We start from the raw sequence: 20,470 nt of genomic DNA, 5'->3' as shown, positions 1-20,470 counted from the left end.
CGCATGGCGGGCGATCGTCTCCATCCTCTGAGGGCGCCTGCATGCCGCCATCCGTGAAGCACGATCTCCGGCCCATCTGGCATTGGGCCCTGCTGGCCTTCCTCGTCTGGGCGGCGCTGGCCTATGTGATGCTGCCGCGCCTGTGGACGCATCACCAGAACCAGCCCGGCATCAAGCACCTGCCGATGGTGACGCAGACGAAGCAGGGCATCCCCGGCGATCCCATCGATGTCGGCCTCGTCGGCTCGCGCGAGGACGTCATCCGCGCCATGTACGCCGCCGGATGGCGCGCCGCCGATCCGGTGACGCTGAAATCCAGCCTCGCCATCATCGGCTCGGTGCTGCTCGACCGGCCAGACCTGAAGGCTCCGGTCAGCCCGCTCTATTATGACGGCCGCCCGGAGGACCTCGCCTTCGAGAAGGAGGTCGGCCGCAGCGCCGACCGCCGCGATCATGTGCGGTTCTGGAAGGTGCTGGACGTCGGCGCCGAGCGCCGCCCGGTCTGGCTCGGCTCGGCGACCTATGATCGCGGCGTCGGGCTGAGCCACTACACCGGCGCCGTCACCCATCATATCGGGCCGGATGTCGATGCGGTGCGCGATCTGCTGATCGCCGATCTCGACCGCGCCCATAGGCTCACCGCCATCTACCAGGTCACCGGCCTCGGCCCGGTGGTGTTCGGCCGCAATGGCGGCGGCGATCCCTATTACACCGATGGCGAGGTCCGCTTCGGCCGGCTGGTCGCCGACGGCGTCCCGGCGTCCGGGCCGGCCACCATCATCGCCCCGCCGCCCTTGGTCGGGTTGAAGGACCAGCTCTGGAAGAGCGTCGAGGGGCTGGCCGGCGGCGAATGAGCGCTCACGCGGCGCGGATCGCCTTCTCGACGAAGGCGGCGGCGGTGAGCGCGGCGCGGTCGCGGCCGAACCGGCCGACGATCTGCACGCCGATCGGCAAGCCGCTGGCGCCGGTGGAGCCGGCAACGTTGATGCAGGGCGCCCCCAGCAGCGTCCATAGCCGGTTGAAGATCGAGGAGCCGGTGGAGGCCAGCCCGACCGGCGCCTCGCCCGGCGCCGAATAGGTCAGCACGGCGTCGAAGCCTTCCACCAGATCGGTGAAGGCGTGGCGCGCCAGCCGGGTGGTGCGCCGCGCCGCATCATAGGCCTCCGGCGTCACCGTCGTCGCCTGCTCAAGATAGGCGACCAGCTGCGGCGACAGCAGGTCGCGATGCCGGTCCCACTCGTCGGCGAGGGCGAGCGCCGCCTCATAGGCCTGGACGATGGCGTGGGCGTCGTCGGCGGTCTCCACCTCGGGCGGCAGCGTGACCTCCCGTATGCTGGCCCGCGCCCGCTCGGCGGCGCGCATCGCCGCATGGAGCGCCGCATCGGCGTCGGGGCTCGCCGAGCCGGCGCGCGAGGTGCGGACGATGGCGAGGCGCGGCGGCCGGGCGGCCGGGTCGATCGCCAGCGGCCGGCCGGTGATGGCGCTGGCACCGAAGGCGACATCGGCCACGCCGGCGGCGAACAGGCCGATGGTGTCGAGCGACCAGGAAAACGTCTTGCTGCCGAGCATCGGGATCAGCTTGAAGGACGGCTTGTAGCCGGTGACGCCGCAATAGGAGGCCGGCCGGATCACCGAGCCGGCGGTCTGCGAGCCGATGGCCAGCGGCACCATGCCCGCCGCCACCGCCGCCGCCGAGCCGGAGGAGGAACCGCCCGGCGTATGGGCGGTGCGGTGCGGGTTGCGCGTGGTCGTCGGGGCGGTGAAGGCGAATTCGGTGGTGGAGGTCTTGCCGGCGACGAGGCCGCCGGCGCGGGCGATCATCCGCACCACCGGGGCATCGGCGGCCGGGCGGTGGCGGCAATAGGCCCGCGATCCGTAGGCGGTCGGGAAGTCGACGGTGTCGAACACGTCCTTCACCCCGACCGGCAACCCGGCAAGGGGCAAGCCGGCAAGGTCGGGGCGCCGCGCCTGCTCCTGCATCGCGTCGAGATCGAGGGCGGTGAAGGCGCGAATCTCCTCCTCCCGTTCGGCGATCGCCGCGGCGCAACGGGCCGCAACCTCGGCGGGGGCAAGGTCCCCGGAGCGGATGGCGGCGGCGAGGGCGCAGGCGGAAAGCATCACGGTCATGATTTCTGGAACGATCTCTCGGCTGGGGACGGGGTTGGGGTGCTGCCCGCGGCGAAGCACCGGACGAGGCACCGGATATTGTCGGCCAAAAGCGTATCGCATGCGACACTCCGCACGCCAACATTATGGATCCGCACATCTAATTTCGTTTGTGCCCTTGCATCGGCAGCGTTATGCGCGGATCGTTCTTCGCTAGGCCGGGGCGCGTGCAGATGAATATCCTTTCCATTCAATCATGGGTTGCCTACGGGCATGTGGGCAACGCATCGGCCATGTTCCCGATGCAAAGGCTCGGCCATGAGGTGTGGGGGCTGCAGACGGTGCAGTTCTCCAATCACACCGGTTACGGTTCCTGGCGCGGTGAGGTGTTCGGCGCCGAGCACATCCAGGATCTCGTCGCCGGCATCGATCATCTCGGCGCGCTGCCGCGCTGCGATGGCGTGCTGTCGGGCTATATGGGCACCGCGCAGATCGGCGACGCCATTCTCGACGCCGTCGGCCGGGTCAAGGCCGCCAACAGCGCCGCGCATTATTGCTGCGACCCGGTGATGGGCGACATCGACACCGGCATGTATGTCCGGCCGGGCATCCCGGAATTCATGCGCGACCGCGCCGTGCCGGCCGCCGATATCATCACGCCGAATCAATTCGAGCTCGATTTCCTGTCCGGGCGCACCACCTCGACGCTGGAGGACGCGCGGCGCGCCTGCGAGGCGGTGCATGCCACCGGCCCGCGCGTCATCATGGTCACCAGCCTGCATACGGCGGACACCCCCGCCGATTCGATCGACATGCTCGCCTCGGGGCCGGACGGCTGCTATCGCGTGCGCACGCCCAAGCTCGGCATTTCGGTCAACGGCGCCGGCGACGCCATCGCGGCCTTGTTCTTCGTGCATTGGAAGAGCAGCCACTCCACGGCGGAGGCGCTCGGCAAGGCGTCGTCCTCGGCCTATGGTTTGCTTGCCCGTACGGCAGCGGCCGGCTCGCGGGAGATTCTCACCGTCGCCGCCCAGGACGAGTTCGTCACCCCTTCGCGCGTTTTCACCCCGGAGAAGCTGTAAGGCCATGGCCCGCCGCTACGTCGTGCTCGATGTCTTCACCGACCGCGCCCTTGCGGGCAATCCGCTCGCCGTCGTCCTCGATTCCGAGGGCCTCGACGGCAACCAGATGCAGGCGATCGCCCGCGAGTTCAATCTGTCGGAGACGGTCTTCGTGCTGCCGCCGATCGATGCGGATCATCGCGCAAGGCTGCGCATCTTCACCACCAATCACGAGTTGCCCTTCGCCGGGCATCCCACCGTGGGCGCCGCCGTCCTGCTCGCGCTGCGCGACGAGGTGGAGCTGTCGGCGGATTTCGTGCTGGAGGAGGGCGCCGGCCTGGTGCCGTGCCATGTGAGCTTGCGCAACCCGCGCTCCGGCGCCGCCACCTTCACCGTGCCCCGGCTTCCGGAGATCCTCGACGAGGAGGCGCCGAGCGTGGAAGCCTGCGCGCAGGCGCTGGGTCTCGATACATCGGATATCGGCTTCGACGCCTATCGCCCGGTGATCGCCTCGGCGGGCGTGCCCTTCGTCTGCATCCCGCTGGCGTCGCGCTCGGCGCTCGCCCGCATCAGCCCCAGCGCCGGGCGGCTGATCGGCGCCTTCGGCGGCACCGCCGATTCCGTCTATGTGTTCTGCCGCGACGACGAGGGGGAGGGCGATTTCCGCGCCCGCATGTTCGCCGCCAATATGGGCATCGACGAGGACCCGGCCACCGGCTCGGCGGCGGCTTCGCTGGCGGCGGTGCTGATGCAGGGCGAGACGCCGGCGGAAGGCTTCACCGCCTATGACATCCTCCAGGGCGTCGAGATGGGCCGGTCGAGCCTGGTGCGGCTGGGGCTGGACGTGGCCGGTGGAGCGTTGACCCGCGTCACCATCGGTGGCGGGGCCGTGGTGGTGGCCGAAGGTGTCCTGCATGTCTGAGGCGCACCAAGCCGGAAGCATCCGGCTTGGCTGCGGAGGTGGCGCGCCCTCGGGTCTTGCCTTGGGCCCGGCCGTCCGGCGCGACATTTCTCTTTCCCTCTCCCCGTTGGGGAGAGGTGGCCCGCGAAGCGGGTCGGTGAGGGGAGACGCGGCTGGGGAGCCAGGGAGCTTCCGCGCCCCAACTCTCTCTTCCTCGGGTAGAGGGAGCGAAGGCGCGATCTCCATGTGGGGCGGTACGTGCCGGCCACTCCCCCGCGCGACGACACGCTCCCACCCGGCCGGAGCTGCCGCATGAGCGTGCGGAGCATCCGATGCAGGTGATGCCGCTCGAGCGCCTGGACATGCGGATTGAACCCGGCGCCTGGGACTATGCCGAGAGCCGGCGGGCGGAGGTAGATGCCTTCTTCGCCGCGCAGTTGCAGCGGAACCCCTCGCTGTGGAACGGGCGCATCCTGGTGCTGGCCCGTCATCATCTGGCGGATGGCGTGCTCACCGGCCGCTATCGCGAAGCCGATTTCGCCTCGCTGCTGTGGTGGCTGCGGCACGATTGTCCGGGCGAGGAAAAAGCCGACGAGCGCGTTTGCAACGCCTTCTCCATGGCGGCGCTGCGCGCGGCGGATGGTGCCTTCCTGCTCGGGCGCATGGCGTCGTGGACCGCCAATGCCGGGCGCATCTATTTCGCCGCCGGCACACCTGATCTCAGCGATCTGCGGCCCGACGGGACGGTCGATCTCGCCGGCAGCGTCCTGCGGGAACTCGGCGAAGAGACCGGGCTGGCACCTGATGAGGTCGAGATCGCGCCGGGCTGGACCGGGGTGTTCGCCGGCTCGCGCATCGCCCTGATGCGGGAGCTGTTCAGCCCGCTGGGCGCCGACGAACTCGTCGCCCGCATCCGTGCCTTCCTGGCCACCGAGGAGCGCCCCGAGCTGGAGGACGTCGTCGTCGCGCGCGGACCGGACGATGTCGGCGAGGCAATGCCGCCTTTCATTCGCACCTATCTTCTGGCCTGCTGGGAGGACGAGCGGCGGAAGCGGTGAATTTCGGACCAAACAGTTCGAAATTGGCATGCCGCTCGCATAGACTGTCGGTTAAGGGGCGCGGCATGCGAGGCGCGCTCCGTGCTCGGGGAGAAGTTAACATGGTGCGTAAATCAACCGAAACCGTGCCACTTTTTTCGTCGGGGATCGTCGATCGCCGCCAGCTGCTGGCCCTCGGCGCCGGGGCGCTGGTGCTCGGCGGCTTCAGCGGCGTCGCGGTGGCGGCGAAGGCGAAGCCGATCAAGGTAGCGGCGATCTATACCGTGCCGGTGGAGCAGCAGTGGGTCTCGCGCATCCACAAGGCGCTGAAGGCCGCCGAGGCGCGCGGCGACATCACCTACAAATTCTCCGAGAACGTCGCCAATACCGACTATGAGCGGGTGATGCGGCAATATTCGCAGGAGGGCGCTGATCTGGTGCTGGGCGAGATCTTCGCGGTGGAGCGTCCGGCCCGCAAGGTGGCGGCGGATTATCCCGGCACCGCCTATCTGATGGGCTCCTCCTTCGGCCCCACCAAGCCGAACCTCTCGGTGTTCGACAACTTCATCCACGAGCCATCCTTCCTTACCGGCATGGTGGCGGGCAAGACCACCAAATCGAACATCATCGGCCTGGTCGGCGGCTATGCCATACCGGAAGTGAACCGGCTGATGCAGGCCTTCATGGAGGGCGCGCTGTCGGTGAACCCGAACGTGAAGTTCCTCGTGACCTTCATCAACTCCTGGTACGATCCGCCCAAGGCCAAGGAGGCCGCGTTCGCCCAGATCGACAAGGGCGCCGACATTCTCTACGCCGAGCGCTTTGGCGTCTCCGATGCCGCCAAGGAGCGCGGGGTGAAGGCGATCGGCAATGTGATCGACACCTCCGCCCAGTATCCCGGCACCGTGATCGCCTCGGCGTTGTGGCACATGGAGCCGACCATCGATCGCGCCGTCAAGGCGGTGATGGACGGCACCTTCGCCGCCGAGGATTACGGCCCGTTCTCCTATATGGCGCATGGCGGCGCCAGCCTCGCCACCCTCGACCCCAAGCAGGTGCCGCCGGAGGTGATCGAGCTGGTGCTGGTGCGCGAGAAGGAGATCAAGGACGGCATGTTCCGGGTCAACGTCAACGACGCCGAACCCAAGTCGACGATGTGAGGCGCTGATCTTGTCGGGTGTCGCCTCCGTGAGGTCGACCTTGTGAGGCCTGCGGCCGGATGAGGAGGGAGCCGCCCTCCTCGCGCCGCGGGCGACCTCTCCCTATGGGAAGAGGAAAGGGTGACGGACGCCGGATCTGGCGGCACCCTCTCCCCGTCGGGGGGAGGGTGGAGTGAGGGCTCTTCGGCTCCGCAATCGTGTGGTCCTTGGCGCCCCACTCCGCGGACCACCTTTCTCTACCGGAGAGAGGAAAAGGCGGTGGGGATCGGATCTGGCGGCTCCCTCTCCCGGCCCCGAACTCGGCTGTTGTCGAGTTCGGCATCCGGATGGTCAAAACCGAAAGCATTCGGTTTTGACGGAGAGGGGTGGGGTGAGGGGTCTTCGGCGCCTCCAAATGGTGTCTCCCCTCACCGACCCGCGGCGCGGGCAACCTCTCCCCCAGCGGGGATAGGGAAAGAAGGGGAGGCACCGTCGAAGCTCCCATCTCCCGGCCCCAAACTCGGCAACCGCCGAGTTCGATGGAGAGGAATGGGGGTGAGGGAATGGCCGGTCCGCTTCCGCGGCCGCTTCCTCAAAGGTCGAAGGTTGAGAAAGGCTCTCCATGATCGCGCCGACTGCACCCGATCAACCGGATCGTACACCGCACGAGACTCGCCCGCTGGTGCTGTCGCTGGCCGGCGTCACCAAGCGTTTCGGTAATCTGGTAGCGAACTATGCCATCGACCTCGACGTCCGGGCCGGGGAAATCGTGGCGCTGCTCGGCGAGAACGGCGCCGGCAAGACGACGCTGATGAGCATCCTGTTCGGCCATTACGTCGCCGACGAGGGCACGGTGCACATCGCCGACGCCGCCGGCCGGCTGGCGCCGCTGCCCGGCGGCTCGGCGGAGGCGGCGCTCGATGCCGGAATTGGCATGGTGCATCAACACTTTACGCTGGCCGAAAATCTTACCGGCTTCGAGAATATCGTGCTCGGCACCGTGCCGCTGTGGCGCCTCGGCTTCGGCACGGCAGCCGCACGGGCGAAGGTCGCGCGGCTAATGAAGGAGTCCGGGCTGGAAGCCGATCTCGACGTGCCGGTCGGACGGCTGTCGGTCGGCGAGCAGCAGCGCATCGAGATCCTGAAGGCGCTTTATCGCGACGTGCGGGTGCTCATCCTCGACGAGCCGACCGCGGTGCTCACCCCCCAGGAGGCGGACAGCCTGTCCGCTACGGTAAAAACCCTTGCAGGAAAAGGGCTTGCGGTCATTTTCATCAGCCACAAGCTGCACGAGGTGCTGGCGCTTTGCGAGCGGGTGGTGGTGCTGCGCGGCGGCGCCAAGGTCGCCGATCGCCCGGCTGCGGGTGCCGACCGGGCGATGCTGGCCGAGCTTATGGTCGGACGCGAGATTCCTGCCCGCGAGCGTACGCCGTCGACCCTCGGTGCGCCGGTGCTGCGCCTCGTCGGTGTCGCTGTCGGTGCGCCCGGCGAGCGGGATCGGCTGGAGACGGCCGATCTGGAGCTGCGCGGCGGAGAAATCATTGGAATCGCAGGAGTTTCTGGAAACGGGCAGGGTTCGCTCGCCGCATTGGTAGCCGGGCTGAAGGCGGCCCGGAGCGGCATTTGCGAGATTGCCGGATATCCCGCGACCCGTACCGACCCGATGACGCGGATCAAAGCCGGGGTCGGTCGTATTCCGGAGGACCGTCATCGCGACGGCACCATCGGCGCGCTCAGCGTCGCCGAGAACCATGTGCTGGAAACGGTCGGATCGTCGGAGAACCAGCGGCACGGGCTGCTGCGCCGCACGGCGATCCGCGCCCGCGCCGCGCAGGCGATCCGGGACTACGACATACGCTGCCCCGGCCCCGACGCGCCAATCCGGGCGCTTTCCGGCGGCAACATGCAGAAGGTGGTGCTGGCCCGCGTGCTGGAGCGCGCGCCGCGCCTCATCCTCGCACATCAGCCGACGCGCGGCCTCGACATCGGCGCCACCACCGACGTGCACCGCCGATTGCTGGCGGCGCGGGGGCGAGGAGCGGGAATTCTATTGATTTCCGAAGACCTTGATGAATTGTTTGCGCTATCGGACCGCATTGCGGTGATCCATGCCGGCCATCTGTCGCCGGCCATGGAGGTGGCAGGCCTCGACGTGCGCATCGTCGGCCTGATGATGGCCGGCCATACGGCGGAGGAGGACGCATGATCCGCTTCGTTCCGCGCGAGCGCACGCCGGTCTGGCTCACCCTTGCCGTCTCGGTGGGGGCGGGCATCGCTGCGCTGCTGCTCACCGCGGTGCCGCTGGCCCTGTCCGGCGCACCGGTGCTGTCCGCCTTCCGCCTGATGGTCGAGGGGGCGGCGGGCAGCGGTTTTGCCTTCGCCGAGACGCTGACGCGCGCGACACCGCTCATTTTCACCGGCCTCGCCGCCGCCATCGCCTTCCGCGCCAGGCTGTGGAACATCGGCGCCGAGGGACAGCTTTATGCCGGGGCGCTGGCCACCGTGGCGCTCGGCGCCGGCTTGCTGGAGCTGCCGCCGGCGCTGCTGGTGCCGGTGGTCTTGGTCGGCGCGGCCCTTGCCGGCGCGGCGCTGCTGCTGGTGCCGGTGTTCTTCAAGATGCGCTTCGGCGCCGACGAGGTCGTGGTCACTCTCCTGCTCAACTTCGTCATGCTGCTGTTCGTGCAGATGATGCTCGAAGGACCGATGAAGGACGAGATGGCGCTGGGCTGGCCGCAGTCGGCGCCGGTGCTGGACGAGGCGACCCTCCCCAAATTGGTGTCCGGCCTGCGCCTGCACTGGGGATTGGTGCTGGCAGTCATCTGCGCCGTCGCCTTGCATGTACTGATCACCCGTACCGTCTGGGGCTTCCGCATCCGCGCCGTGGGCGAGAACGCCCGCGCCGCCCGCTATGCCGGCCTCCCGGTGGGCAAGGCCATGGCGCTGGTGGGGCTTCTGTCCGGTGGGCTGGCGGGGCTGGCCGGGGCAAGCGAAGTCGCGGGGCTTAAAGGGTACCTGACCGCCGACCTCTCGCCCGGCTTCGGCTATGCCGGCATCGTGGTGGCGACGCTGGCGAACCTCTCGCCTCTGGGCGTCATCCCGGCGGCAATCTTTATCGCCGGTGTGTTCGTCGGTGCGGATTCGATGAGCCGGGCCATCGGCGTCTCCAACTATCTCGCCGATCTGGTGGTCGCGCTGTCGCTGCTCAGCGTGCTCATCGGCGGGCTTTTGGCCCGTTTTCGCATCGTCTTCGTGCGCCGGGAGACCGCCTGATGTGGGCCGCGCTGGAGATTCTGACCCAGGCCAATTTCTGGGCCGCGACCATCCGCATCGCCACGCCGTTGATCTTCGGCGTGTTGGGGGCATTGCTCTGCGAGCGCGCGGGCGTCCTCAATCTGGGGATCGAGGGTATTTTCGTCGCCGGTGCGATGTCTGGCTGGCTGGCCGTCTATCTCGGCCTGCCGCTCTGGGGCGGCGTGCTGGTGGCGGCGCTGGTCGGGGCGTTGTTCGGGCTGATCCACGGCGTGCTCACCGTGCCTCTCGGCCTCTCCCAGCACGTCACCGGCATTGGCGTGACCTTGCTGGCGACCTCGGTGGCCTATTTCGGCTACCGGGTCGCCTTTCCCAATGTCGCGACGCCGCCGCGCATCGAGCCTTTTTCGCCGCTTGATCTGCCCATGCTGCGCGACCTGCCGTTCGTCGGTCCGATCCTTGGCCAGCAAACCGCCTTCACCGTGCTCGCTTTCGCCAGCGTCGCCGTCCTGGCACTGGTGCTGGCGTGTACCCCGCTCGGTCTCGCCATCCGGGCGGTGGGCGACAATCCCGAGGCGGTGGAGGCGCAGGGCCTTTCCGTCGTCGGACTGCGCATCGGCGCGGTGATGGCCGGCTCGGCGCTGATGGCGCTGGGCGGCGCCTTCCTTACGCTTTCGGCCTTCAATGCCTTTTATTTCGGCATGATCAACGGGCGCGGCTGGGTGTGTATCGCGCTCACCGTCTTTGCCTCCTGGCGACCGGGCAAGGCGCTGGTCGGGGCTCTGCTGTTCGGGGCGCTGGATGCCTATCAGCTGCGCCTGCAAACCATCACCGGCGGTGCGGTGCCGAGCCAGATCTTCCTGATGCTACCCTATCTTTTCTCAATTGCCGCGCTTGTGCTGGTGGCGCGGCGTGCCGACTATCCGCGCGCTTTGATGAAGCCGTATTTCAAGGGACAACGATGAGCGTCGATCTTCTCGTTAGGAACGCCCGCCTGCCGGATGGGCGTTCGGGTCTGGATATTGCCTGCGAGGGCGGGCGTATCGTCGCCGTCGAAGCCGGCATCGAGGCGGAAGCCGGCCGGGTGATCGACGCCGGGGGCAGGCTGGTGAGCCCGCCTTTCGTCGATGTGCACTTTCACATGGACGCGACGCTCTCGCTTGGCCTGCCACGGATGAACGAGTCCGGCACGCTGCTCGAAGGCATCGCGCTGTGGGGCGAATTGAAGCCGCTGCTGACCCATGACGCGGTGATCGAACGGGCATTGCGCTATTGCGACCTTGCGGTCAGCCAGGGACTCCTCGCCATCCGCTCGCATGTCGATGTCTGTGACGATCGGCTGCTGGCGGTCGAGGCGTTGCTCGATGTGCGGGAGAAGGTAAAGGATTATATCGACCTGCAACTCGTCGCCTTCCCGCAGGACGGTTATTATCGTTCGCCGGGCGCCGCCCGGAACCTCGTTCGCGCTCTCGACATGGGCGTCGATGTCGTCGGCGGCATCCCGCATTTCGAGCGCACCATGGCCGACGGCGCCGCCTCGCTGAAGGCATTGTGCGAGATCGCCGCCGAGCGCGGGCTGCGCGTCGATATCCATTGCGACGAGACCGACGACCCGCTTTCCCGTCATATCGAGGCGCTGAGCTACGAGACGCAGCGGCTGGGGTTGCAGGGCCGCGTGGCTGGTTCGCATCTCTCCTCCATGCACAGCATGGACAATTATTACGTCTCGAAGCTCCTTCCGCTGATCGCCGAGGCGGGCGTGCATGCCATTGCCAATCCGTTGATCAACATCACCCTGCAAGGGCGGCACGACAGCTATCCGAAGCGGCGTGGCATGACGCGGGTGCCGGAGCTGCGCGCCGCCGGGGTCAATGTCGCCTTCGGCCATGATTGCGTGATGGATCCCTGGTACTCGCTCGGTTCCGGCGACATGCTGGAGGTTGCCCACATGGCGCTGCATGTCGGCCAGATGACGTCTCGCGAGGCGATGACCTGGTGCCTCGAAGCGGTGACCACGAACCCCGCCCGCATCATGGGGCTGGAGGGCTACGGCATCGCGCCCGGCTGCAACGCCGATCTGGTGGTGCTGCAGGCCGCCGATCCGATCGAGGCGATCCGGCTGAAGGCGGCGCGGCTGTTCGTGGTGCGGCGGGGGCGGGTCATCGCCGAAGGCACGCCTCGCGCCAGCGTGCTCGATCTGCCGGGGCGCCCGGGTGTGGTCGACCCAGCTTCCTACGCCCCCGCCTAAGAGAGGTTATTGCGGTCGTATACGCCCTATGACGGCTGAAGCCGGAATGCCCCCAACTTGCTGGGGCTGGAGCGCGATGGCGACATTGCTGCGGTAACTAATTGCTCGTACGTTGCGCCGTGGATACGCGGCAAGGCAAGCCGTATCGGCGGCGGCATGAATGGTGGGTACCGGTAGTCTGTTTGCGCAAAGCCTTCCGCTCTGTCGGACGGAAGGGCTGGAAATGCTTCAGCGGCCGGTGTGGATCCTCGATGCCGGCCGCATGCGCAAGCATTTCGCCAACAGTGCGGCGCTGCAACTGTGGGGCGTCGAGCCGGGGCAGGAAGGCGAGTTCTATGCGCGCGACTTCACGCCACATTCCGACGCCATGCGCCAGCGCCTCGGCCGGCTGATCGAACGGATTTCCGCCGGCGAGATCGTTGCTGATCGGTGGACTTTCTATCCCAAGCCCCGGCCGTTCACCGTCGATGCGCTGATGAGCGGCGTGCGGCTCGACAATGGCAATGTCGGCCTGTTGATGGAGGTCGAGCACTATGCGCGTTCCACCGACGAATTGCGCGCGGGTGAGGCGCTGCGCCACACGCTGGTGAACGTGCTGCTGTTCGACGAGGAGGGATGGGTCACCTACCGAAACCCGTCCGCCGAAGCGAGCTTCCCGGCTGAACGATGCCGTTTCGTCTCGTTGTTCGCCGACCCGGCAGAAGGCGCGCATATGTGGCAGCGTGTCATCGCGCAGGACCCGGATCGGCCGGATGCCTTCATGGGGCGAACGGTGTCCGGCGACTTCGTCGTCGACACGGCGAAGGGCCGGCGCTGGCACGGTATCGATGCCCGGACCACTACGGATCCGGTGACCGGCTGCCTCTCGGTGCTGGTCAATCAGCGGGATGTCACCGATCGAGTTGAGGCTACCAGCCGCGCCGAATTCTATGCTGGCTATGATGTGGTGACCGGCCTTGCCAACCGACGTCGCTTCGCCGACCGGCTCGATCGCGCGATGGCCGTCCCCGGTGCGGTCGGCGGCCTCCTTGTCATCGATCTCAACGGCTTCAAGGACATCAACGACAGCTACGGGCACGCGGTCGGCGACACGGTGCTGCTCGAGGTCGGCAAGCGGCTGTCGGCCTGCGCGGGCGCGCACGATGTCTGCGCACGGCTCGGCGGCGATGAGTTCGCGGTGATCCTGCCGGGTCTCTCCGCGCCGGAGGCATTGACCGCTCGCGCCGATGACATCCGGCGGGCATTGATGGCGGCCATCGAAGAGCCGTTCACCGCCACCCGGCTGACCGTCAGCGCCAGCTTCGGCATCGCGCTGTGGCCGCGCGACGGCAGCAATCCCGATGCCCTGCAGCGCAATGCCGATCTGGCGCTCTATGCCGCCAAGGCGGACGAAGGCCATCGTATCCAGCTCTTCGACGTCAGCATGCGCCGGGCGGCCGACGAGCGCTACAAGTGCATCGAGGATCTGCGAGCCTCGCTGACCTCCGGCGCCTTCGAGGTGTATTATCAGCCGCTGGTGACGGTCGCGGACCGGCGGCCCCTCGGCTTCGAGGCGTTGTTGAGGTGGCGCCATCCGACGCGCGGTCTGCTACTGCCTGGCGATTTTCTCCAGCAGGCCGAAAGCATCGGCCTCATGGTGCCCATCGGCGATTTCGTCATCCAGCAGGTCTGCCGACAGATTCAGCTCTGGCAGGAAGCCGGGATCGATCCCGGCCGCATCGCCATCAATCTCTCGCGCAACAATTTCCAGCTGGGGGCCAACATAGCCGGGTTGGCGAGCGCCATCCTCGCCGCCGGCATCGATCCCGCGCAGATCGAGTTCGAGGTGTCGGAAACCGTCACCTTCGGGGTGCGCGGCGAGGCCGTCGTCGAGGCGCTGGTGGAACTTCGCCGCCAGGGCTTCTCCATCGCGCTCGACGATTTCGGCACCGGTCACGCTTCCCTCATGCATCTGCGCCGGTTGCCGGTCGACACCATCAAGCTCGATCGGTCGTTCATCGTCGAGATGGTGGATTCGGTCGAGGACCGCGCGCTCGTGCGCGCCGTTGCCGCGCTCGGCCGCGATCTCGGCATGCGGGTCCTCGCCGAGGGCATCGAGACCGAGGAGCAGGCGACGGCCGTGCGGGAACTCGGCTGTGAATGCGGGCAGGGATATCTGTTCGGCCGTCCAATGGCGGCCGACGCTGCGACGGCCTGGCTCTCGCAGCGCAGGCGCCGCGAGATGAGGGCGTTCAGCGCTGGGGCAGCACGATGACCGTCGGCTTGCCTGGCAGGCTCTCGCGTGAAACCGACAAGGTCGAGCTGGCATTGCGTTCGACGACGAATTCACGTGCGCCGAGGCGATTGAGGAAAGCGTTCAGCGTCGTCTCGTTGAAGTAGTGCATGGGGATGACCAGCGGCGATTCCAGCGACCGCAGCACCTCGACCATGCCGTCGACATCCAGCGTGTAGCTGCCATCGACCGGAGCCAGCACGACATCGATGCGGCCGAGCGCGGCAATATCGTCCTCGGTGAGCGTGTGGTGCAGATGGCCGAGATGGGCGATGCATAGATCCGCGGCGCGGAAAACGAAGATCGAATTGCCGTTGCGGGTCGTGCCACCCTCCCAGTCGCGGGTATTGGTGGCCAGATTGCCGACCCAGAGGTCGCCGACGTCGAGATCGTAGCGCGCCGGCTGGCCGGGCGTGTCGCTCCAGCCTTTCAATACATATTCAATGCCGGGATCCGGGTTGAGCGAGTAGTGCGTCGAGTGCGCCCGGTTCATGGTGGCGACACGGGGAACGACGTCGGGATGAACATAGTCGTTATAGTCGGTGGCAACCGTGACGCCGCCAGCCGTCTCGATCAGGAAGGTGGAGTGGCCGATATAGTTCAGCGTCACCTCGTCGGAAGCTCCGGCGGCGAGCCGGAACAAAGCTTCCTGCGGGGCTGCGGGAAGACGGAACGCCGCAGGAATGATGCGGGCCGGCGCCTCCGCCACCAGTTTCGGGCACCGATCCGCCTGGGCGAGGGCGGGGACGGCGACACATGACAAGGCGAGTGCGATCAGGCCGGATTGGATGCGGCGCAGGCACGAGGATGACGGCATGTGGAAAGCTCCCCAGCGTGAGGCTTCCCGGCATGATCGGTCGTGCTGCGCTGCCGCGCGAGTAACGTTCGCTTCAACCTGACGAAAATCACCGGATGAAGGAGTTGGTCCGCTTTTCCGTACCGATGGTCGAGGCGCTGCCATGGCCGGGCAGGATGGTGACAGAATCTCCCAGTGGCAGCAGCTTAGTCTTGATGCCGGAAATCAGCTGGTCGTGGTCGCCATAGGGAAAATCGGTTCGGCCCACGGAACGTTGGAACAATGTGTCGCCGACAAGGGCGAAGGCATTGTCGCGGTTCACCAGCACGACATGACCCGGTGTATGCCCTGGCACATGCAGCACCTCGAACAGAAGGCCGCCAATGTCGACGCTGTCGCCTTCCTCCAGCCAGCGGTCGGGCGTCACCGCCTTGCCGGGAATGCCGGTGCGCTCCCCGGCACTTGGCAGGTCGTCGAGCAGGAATTTGTCGCCGATATGCGGGCCTTCCACCGGGACCTTCAGTTGCTCGGCGAGATCGGCCGCGCCGGCGGCGTGATCGATATGGCCATGGGTGAGCACGATCTTTTCCGGCGTCACTTCGAGTTCTTCCAGCGCCGCGAGAATGCGTGGAAGATCGCCGCCGGGATCGATCACCGCGCCGCGTTTGGTCTTTTCATCCCAGACGATGGAGCAGTTCTGCTGATAGGGAGTGACGGGGACGACGGCGATCTTGAGCTCAGGCATAACGGCTCCATGGAACAGGTGCGGCGAATGTGGTCGATCATATGCCCGCGGGCAAGGCGTTGCCGTGCTTGTGACCGCGCACCGCCAGTGCTATCCCGCGCGCCATGAGCACCGAGCCCGTCGCCAACATTCGCAACTTCTCCATCGTCGCCCACATCGATCATGGGAAGTCGACTCTCGCCGACCGCCTGATCCAGATCACGGGCGGGCTGTCCGAGCGTGAGATGTCCGATCAGGTGCTCGACAACATGGATATCGAGCGCGAGCGCGGCATCACCATCAAGGCACAGACGGTGCGGCTGTCCTACAGGGCGAAGGATGGCAAGGATTACATCCTGAACCTCATCGACACCCCCGGCCATGTCGACTTCGCCTATGAGGTGAACCGCTCGCTTGCCGCCGTCGAGGGCTCGCTACTGGTGGTCGATGCCTCGCAAGGCGTCGAGGCGCAGACGCTGGCGAACGTCTATCAGGCCATCGACAACAATCACGAGATCGTCCCGGTCCTCAACAAGGTGGACCTGCCCGCCGCCGAGCCGGACAAGGTTAAGGCACAGATCGAGGACGTCATCGGCCTCGATGCCTCCGATTCCGTGCTGATCTCCGCCAAGACCGGCCTCGGCATTCCCGACGTGCTGGAAGCCATTGTCACCCGCCTGCCGCCGCCCAAGGGCGACCGCGAAGCGCCGCTGAAAGCGCTGCTGGTCGACAGCTGGTACGACGTCTATCTCGGTGTCGTGGTGCTGGTGCGCATCGTCGACGGCGTGATGAAGAAGGGCATGCGCATCAAGATGATGCGCACCGGCGCCGCCTATGACGTCGATCGTGTCGGCGTGTTCACGCCCAAGCTGACGGCGATGGCCGAGCTCGGTCCCGGCGAGATCGGCTTCCTTACCGGGTCGATCAAGGAGGTCGCCGATACCCGCGTCGGCGATACCGTCACCGAGGAGAAGCGCCCCACCGCCGAGGCGCTGCCGGGCTTCAAGCCGGCGCAGCCGGTGGTGTTCTGCGGCCTGTTCCCGGTCGATGCCGCCGACTTCGAGGATCTGCGCGCGGCGATGGGCAAGCTGCGGCTCAATGATGCGTCCTTCTCTTTCGAGATGGAGACTTCGGCCGCGCTCGGCTTCGGCTTCCGCTGCGGCTTCCTCGGGCTGCTGCATCTGGAGATCATCCAGGAGCGGCTGGAGCGCGAGTTCAACCTCGATCTCATCGCCACCGCCCCTTCGGTCATCTACGAGATCGAGATGAACGACGGCACGGTGCTCGACCTGCACAACCCGGCCGACATGCCGGACGTGGTGAAGATCAAACAGATCCGCGAGCCGTGGATCCGCGCCACGATCCTCACGCCGGATGAATATCTCGGTGCGGTGCTCAAGCTCTGCCAGGATCGGCGCGGCAACCAGATTGAGCTCACTTATGTCGGCGCGCGCGCCATGGTCACCTATGACTTGCCGCTCAACGAGGTGGTGTTCGATTTCTACGATCGGCTGAAGTCGATCTCGAAGGGCTATGCCTCGTTCGATTACCACATCACCGATTATCGCGAGGGCGATCTCGTGAAGATGTCGATCCTCGTCAATGCCGAGCCGGTGGATGCGTTGTCCATGCTGGTGCATCGCTCGCGCGCCGAATATCGTGGCCGCGCGATGTGCGAGAAGCTGAAGGATTTGATTCCGCAGCATCTGTTCCAGATTCCGATCCAGGCCGCTATCGGCGCCAAGATCATCGCCCGCGAGACCATTCGCGCCCTGCGCAAGGACGTGACCGCCAAATGCTATGGCGGTGATATCACCCGTAAGCGCAAGCTTCTGGAGAAGCAGAAGGAAGGCAAGAAGAAGATGCGCCAGTTCGGTCGCGTCGAGATTCCGCAGGAAGCCTTCATCGCCGCGCTCAAGGTGGACGACTGATCTCCACCGCTACCCAAGCGCACCAATTCGTGCTGACATGACTGCCTAACGTCTAAAATGACGAGGCGGGGAAATGTACAAGTTCGAGGTCTACAAGGATAAGTCCGGCGAATTCCGGTTCCGGTTCAAGGCGTCTAACGGCGAAAGCATGTTTTCGTCAGAGGGCTACAAGGCCAAGGCGTCGGCGTTGAGCGCCATCGAATCGATCAAGAAGAACGCCCCCGGCGCGACTGTTGTCGATCTGACCAAGGTGGATGTCTGACGCAGCGGTCCGCACGGCGGGCAATGGCCTGCCGTGCGGACCGGCTTCACGCGAGGCTCTGGCGTAGCGGCGGCGCGTGTTCCCGTGCCCGATCCTCGGTTATTCGTGGCGATTGCCCTCGTGTCGATTTGATAGGGCGTCACGTGCGGGCCCTCCGTCTATTCGGTGGCCTTCCGGGCGGCCGAACCATGTGACGGTCGGTGATGGCCGCTCTCGCAATTATCTCCTTTTACCGACCGGTCGACGGCTCGCTGCTAGGCTTGCGACCGTCCACCATCTGGAGCGGCGCTCGTGAACGGAGCGGCCGTCATCCGACTGCAATGATGAGAGGCTAGTTCCGGTCCGCGGGCGTCGCTGTTTTGCGCCCTGCGTTGCACAGCTGTGCAAGGGGCTGGAATGAACGACGACGCCTTCCTCGAGGTCAGTAATCTTTCCGTCGGCTATGGCGCGACGCGGGTGCTGGATGGGCTTGAGCTCACCATCCGCAAGGGCGAGTTCGTGGCGCTGCTCGGCGCCTCCGGCTGCGGAAAGACCACGTTGCTGCGCAGCATCGCCGGGTTCGTCGCGCCCTCCGAAGGAATGGTCGCGGTCGCCGGGCGCGACGTGACGCGGCTGCCGGCCGACCGGCGCGGCATGGCGCTGGTCTTCCAGTCCTATGCGCTGTGGCCGCATATGAGCGTGGCGAAGAATATCGGCTACGGGCTGAAGCTGAAGCGGCTTTCGCGCGCCGTGATCGATCGGCGAGTGGCGGAAATCGAGGCGCTGCTGGGCCTGGAAGGGCTGGGAGCCCGCAAGCCGGCGGCGCTCTCCGGCGGCCAGCGCCAGCGCGTGGCTCTCGGACGGGCGCTGGCGATCGATCCGCAGATCCTGCTGCTCGACGAGCCGCTCTCCAATCTCGACGCCCGCATAAGGCTGAAGGTGCGCCACGAGATCGGCGCCTTGCAGAAGCGGCTCGGCATCACCGCGATCATCGTCACCCATGACCGCGAGGAGGCGATGGCGATGGCAGATCGCGTCGTCATCATGGATGCCGGCCGCATCGCCCAACAGGGCACGCCGGAAGAGGTCTACAACCGGCCGGCCAGCGCCTTCGTTGCCGCCTTTATGGGGGCGGAAAACGCGTTGACCCTTTATGGGCGCATCGCCGGCGGCACGCTGTGGATCACGGCCGGTCCACATGACGCCGGTGCCGCATTGCCGCTCGGCGGGCGGAAACTGCAGAGCGGGCCGATGGAGGCACGCTTCCGGGCCGAGGCGGCGGAACTGGTGGCAATCGATGCGCCGGCGCCGGTCGCGGGCGAGCTGGAGTTCAGCGGCCATATCGAGACGGCGAGCTATCTCGGCGGCGCTTGGCGACACTCGGTGCGGGTTGGCGACGAGTCCTTGTTCGCCGATGCAGCCCGGTCCTTCGAGGTCGGCGCGCCGGTGCGGCTGCGCATCCCCGGCGACAAGCTGTTCCTCTTCAACCTTCCGGCCCCCGAACGGGGGCTCCCCCTTCCTCCGCACGTCGCCCACGAGCCGACGGAGCGGCTTCTCCAAGCAACCTGACACGCGTCCCGATCCCCAAAAGGAGCCCGATCCATGCAGAGCTTCCTCAAGACCGCGTTCGTTTCGACGACGCTGGCGCTCGGCCTTCCCGTCGCGCCCGCCTTCGCTGCCGAGCTCACTGTCATCACCGCCGGCGATCAGAACATGGTCGACTATGTGAACCAGTATCTCGCACCGCTGTTCGAGGCACAGTATCCCGGCAACACGGTGCGCGTGGTCGGCACCGGGCCGGGCGATGCCGGTTCGCAGAAAGTTGTCGAGCGCTTCGAGGCACAGAAGCAGGCGGGCGTCGCCAGCTGGGATACCGATGTCGCGGTGGTGCACGAGAAGTTCGTCGGCCCGATGATCAAGGGTGACTATCTCGAGGCCTATCGCGACAAGATCTCCACCGGCAAGCTGGTGAGCCGCGCCAATGCCGACATGGCGCTGGGCACCAAGGTGACCGGTTTCGTCATGCCGATGTTCAACAGCCAGACCGCCATCGCCTACAACCCGGCGCTGGTGCCGAACCCACCCAAGAGCTACGCCGAGCTCGCCGAATGGGCGAAGGCCCACCCCAAGCAGTTCGGCTATAACGGCATCAAGGGCGGCGCCTCGGGCGTCAGCTTCGTGATGGGCTGGATCTATGCCTTCGGCGATGGCGACGCGCAGAAGCTGATGAACGGCCCCTTCGAAGAGGCCGAGACCAAGAAGTGGGATGCCGCCTTCTCCTCGCTGCGTGATTTCACCAAGAATGCGACGCTTACCCCCGGCAATGCCGGCACGCTCGATCTGCTGTCGCGCGGCGAGATCGCCATGGGCCCGGTATGGGTCGACATGTTCTATTCCTGGCAGGCCAATGGCCAGCTGCCGCCGGACTTCAAGCTGGTGCTGCCGGCGCCCGGCATGCCCGGCCAGCCGATGCATTATGTCATCCCGGCCAAGAGCCCGAACAAGGAACTGGCCGAGAAGTTCGTCGAGCTCGCCACCAGCCCGAAGGTGCAGGCCGAGGGTATCGTGAAGCGCTTCAACTGGTATCCCGGCATCGATGCGCAATATGTGCAGCCGGAGCTCGACAAGGCTACCTGGAACAAGCTGTTCACCGACGTGACGCCGGAAGACCTCGCCAAGAGTGGCAAGCCGTTCCCGATCGCGCCCTATAACAGCGCGATCCTCGAGGCTTATGAGCGCCAGGCCACCAACTGAGCACGTCTGGC

The 20,470-nt window shown here is 66.5% G+C and carries 17 protein-coding genes; 14 read left to right on the top strand and 3 right to left on the bottom strand.

Features of this window, described 5'->3' with window-relative positions; genetic code table 11:
- Window positions 1-41 precede the first annotated feature (41 nt).
- Window positions 42-854 (top strand): LssY C-terminal domain-containing protein, encoded by an 813-nt coding sequence (locus tag KHC24_RS16740; RefSeq protein WP_213364465.1) that lies wholly within the window; start codon window positions 42-44, stop codon window positions 852-854.
- 4 nt (window positions 855-858) lie between these two features.
- Here KHC24_RS16740 and KHC24_RS16735 read toward each other — a convergent pair whose 3' ends face one another.
- Window positions 859-2,118, bottom strand: a complete 1,260-nt coding sequence (locus tag KHC24_RS16735) for an amidase (RefSeq protein ID WP_213365158.1) — start codon at window positions 2,116-2,118, stop codon at window positions 859-861.
- 221 nt (window positions 2,119-2,339) lie between these two features.
- Between KHC24_RS16735 and pdxY the strand changes: the two genes are divergently transcribed.
- From pdxY to KHC24_RS16690, 9 genes are all read left to right on the top strand, one after another.
- Window positions 2,340-3,188: a pyridoxal kinase PdxY gene (pdxY, locus tag KHC24_RS16730; RefSeq protein ID WP_213364464.1), complete on the top strand. Its 849-nt coding sequence runs from the start codon at window positions 2,340-2,342 to the stop codon at window positions 3,186-3,188.
- A 4-nt stretch (window positions 3,189-3,192) separates the two neighbouring features.
- Window positions 3,193-4,089, top strand: coding sequence for a PhzF family phenazine biosynthesis protein (locus KHC24_RS16725; protein ID WP_213364463.1), 897 nt, complete (start codon window positions 3,193-3,195; stop codon window positions 4,087-4,089).
- Window positions 4,090-4,430: 341 nt separating this feature from the next.
- The gene (locus tag KHC24_RS16720) at window positions 4,431-5,126 is read left to right on the top strand and encodes an NUDIX hydrolase (protein WP_246547083.1); all 696 of its coding nucleotides are present in this window, start codon (window positions 4,431-4,433) and stop codon (window positions 5,124-5,126) included.
- A 101-nt stretch (window positions 5,127-5,227) separates the two neighbouring features.
- On the top strand, window positions 5,228-6,265 hold the full coding sequence (locus tag KHC24_RS16715; RefSeq protein WP_213364461.1) for a BMP family protein: 1,038 nt from the start codon (window positions 5,228-5,230) through the stop codon (window positions 6,263-6,265).
- A gap of 601 nt (window positions 6,266-6,866) precedes the next feature.
- Window positions 6,867-8,450, top strand: a complete 1,584-nt coding sequence (locus KHC24_RS16710) for an ABC transporter ATP-binding protein (protein ID WP_213364460.1) — start codon at window positions 6,867-6,869, stop codon at window positions 8,448-8,450.
- A complete protein-coding gene (locus tag KHC24_RS16705) occupies window positions 8,447-9,514 on the top strand; it encodes an ABC transporter permease (RefSeq protein WP_213364459.1) in 1,068 nt (355 codons plus the stop codon). Before KHC24_RS16710 ends, KHC24_RS16705 begins: the two co-directional genes overlap by 4 nt.
- Entirely contained in the window at window positions 9,514-10,458 is a 945-nt protein-coding gene (locus KHC24_RS16700; protein WP_213364458.1) for an ABC transporter permease, read from the top strand. The genes KHC24_RS16705 and KHC24_RS16700 overlap by 1 nt, the downstream gene beginning before the upstream one ends.
- A complete protein-coding gene (locus KHC24_RS16695) occupies window positions 10,455-11,741 on the top strand; it encodes an amidohydrolase family protein (protein WP_213364457.1) in 1,287 nt (428 codons plus the stop codon). Before KHC24_RS16700 ends, KHC24_RS16695 begins: the two co-directional genes overlap by 4 nt.
- A gap of 223 nt (window positions 11,742-11,964) precedes the next feature.
- Window positions 11,965-13,995, top strand: coding sequence for a putative bifunctional diguanylate cyclase/phosphodiesterase (locus tag KHC24_RS16690; RefSeq protein ID WP_213364456.1), 2,031 nt, complete (start codon window positions 11,965-11,967; stop codon window positions 13,993-13,995).
- Here the strand turns inward: KHC24_RS16690 and KHC24_RS16685 are convergent.
- A complete protein-coding gene (locus KHC24_RS16685) occupies window positions 13,973-14,830 on the bottom strand; it encodes an MBL fold metallo-hydrolase (RefSeq protein WP_213364455.1) in 858 nt (285 codons plus the stop codon). The genes KHC24_RS16690 and KHC24_RS16685 overlap by 23 nt on opposite strands.
- A gap of 88 nt (window positions 14,831-14,918) precedes the next feature.
- Window positions 14,919-15,554: an MBL fold metallo-hydrolase gene (locus tag KHC24_RS16680; protein ID WP_213364454.1), complete on the bottom strand. Its 636-nt coding sequence runs from the start codon at window positions 15,552-15,554 to the stop codon at window positions 14,919-14,921.
- 104 nt (window positions 15,555-15,658) lie between these two features.
- On the opposite strand from KHC24_RS16680, the gene lepA reads away from it, so the two are divergent.
- The 4 genes from lepA to KHC24_RS16660 all read left to right on the top strand — a co-directional run bounded on the left by lepA (window position 15,659) and on the right by KHC24_RS16660 (window position 20,459).
- Window positions 15,659-17,464, top strand: a complete 1,806-nt coding sequence (gene lepA, locus KHC24_RS16675; RefSeq protein WP_213364453.1) for a translation elongation factor 4 — start codon at window positions 15,659-15,661, stop codon at window positions 17,462-17,464.
- 73 nt (window positions 17,465-17,537) lie between these two features.
- Window positions 17,538-17,726: a YegP family protein gene (locus KHC24_RS16670; protein WP_213364452.1), complete on the top strand. Its 189-nt coding sequence runs from the start codon at window positions 17,538-17,540 to the stop codon at window positions 17,724-17,726.
- A gap of 396 nt (window positions 17,727-18,122) precedes the next feature.
- Entirely contained in the window at window positions 18,123-19,274 is a 1,152-nt protein-coding gene (locus tag KHC24_RS16665) for an ABC transporter ATP-binding protein (RefSeq protein WP_213364451.1), read from the top strand.
- Window positions 19,275-19,307: 33 nt separating this feature from the next.
- A complete protein-coding gene (locus KHC24_RS16660) occupies window positions 19,308-20,459 on the top strand; it encodes an ABC transporter substrate-binding protein (protein WP_213364450.1) in 1,152 nt (383 codons plus the stop codon).
- The last annotated feature ends 11 nt before the right edge of the window (window positions 20,460-20,470 follow it).

Source organism: Ancylobacter defluvii (genome assembly GCF_018390605.1).
Taxonomy (GTDB): domain Bacteria; phylum Pseudomonadota; class Alphaproteobacteria; order Rhizobiales; family Xanthobacteraceae; genus Ancylobacter; species Ancylobacter defluvii.
The sequence above is the reverse complement of the archived record's forward strand: the minus strand, read 5'-3'. Positions and strand labels throughout refer to the sequence as shown.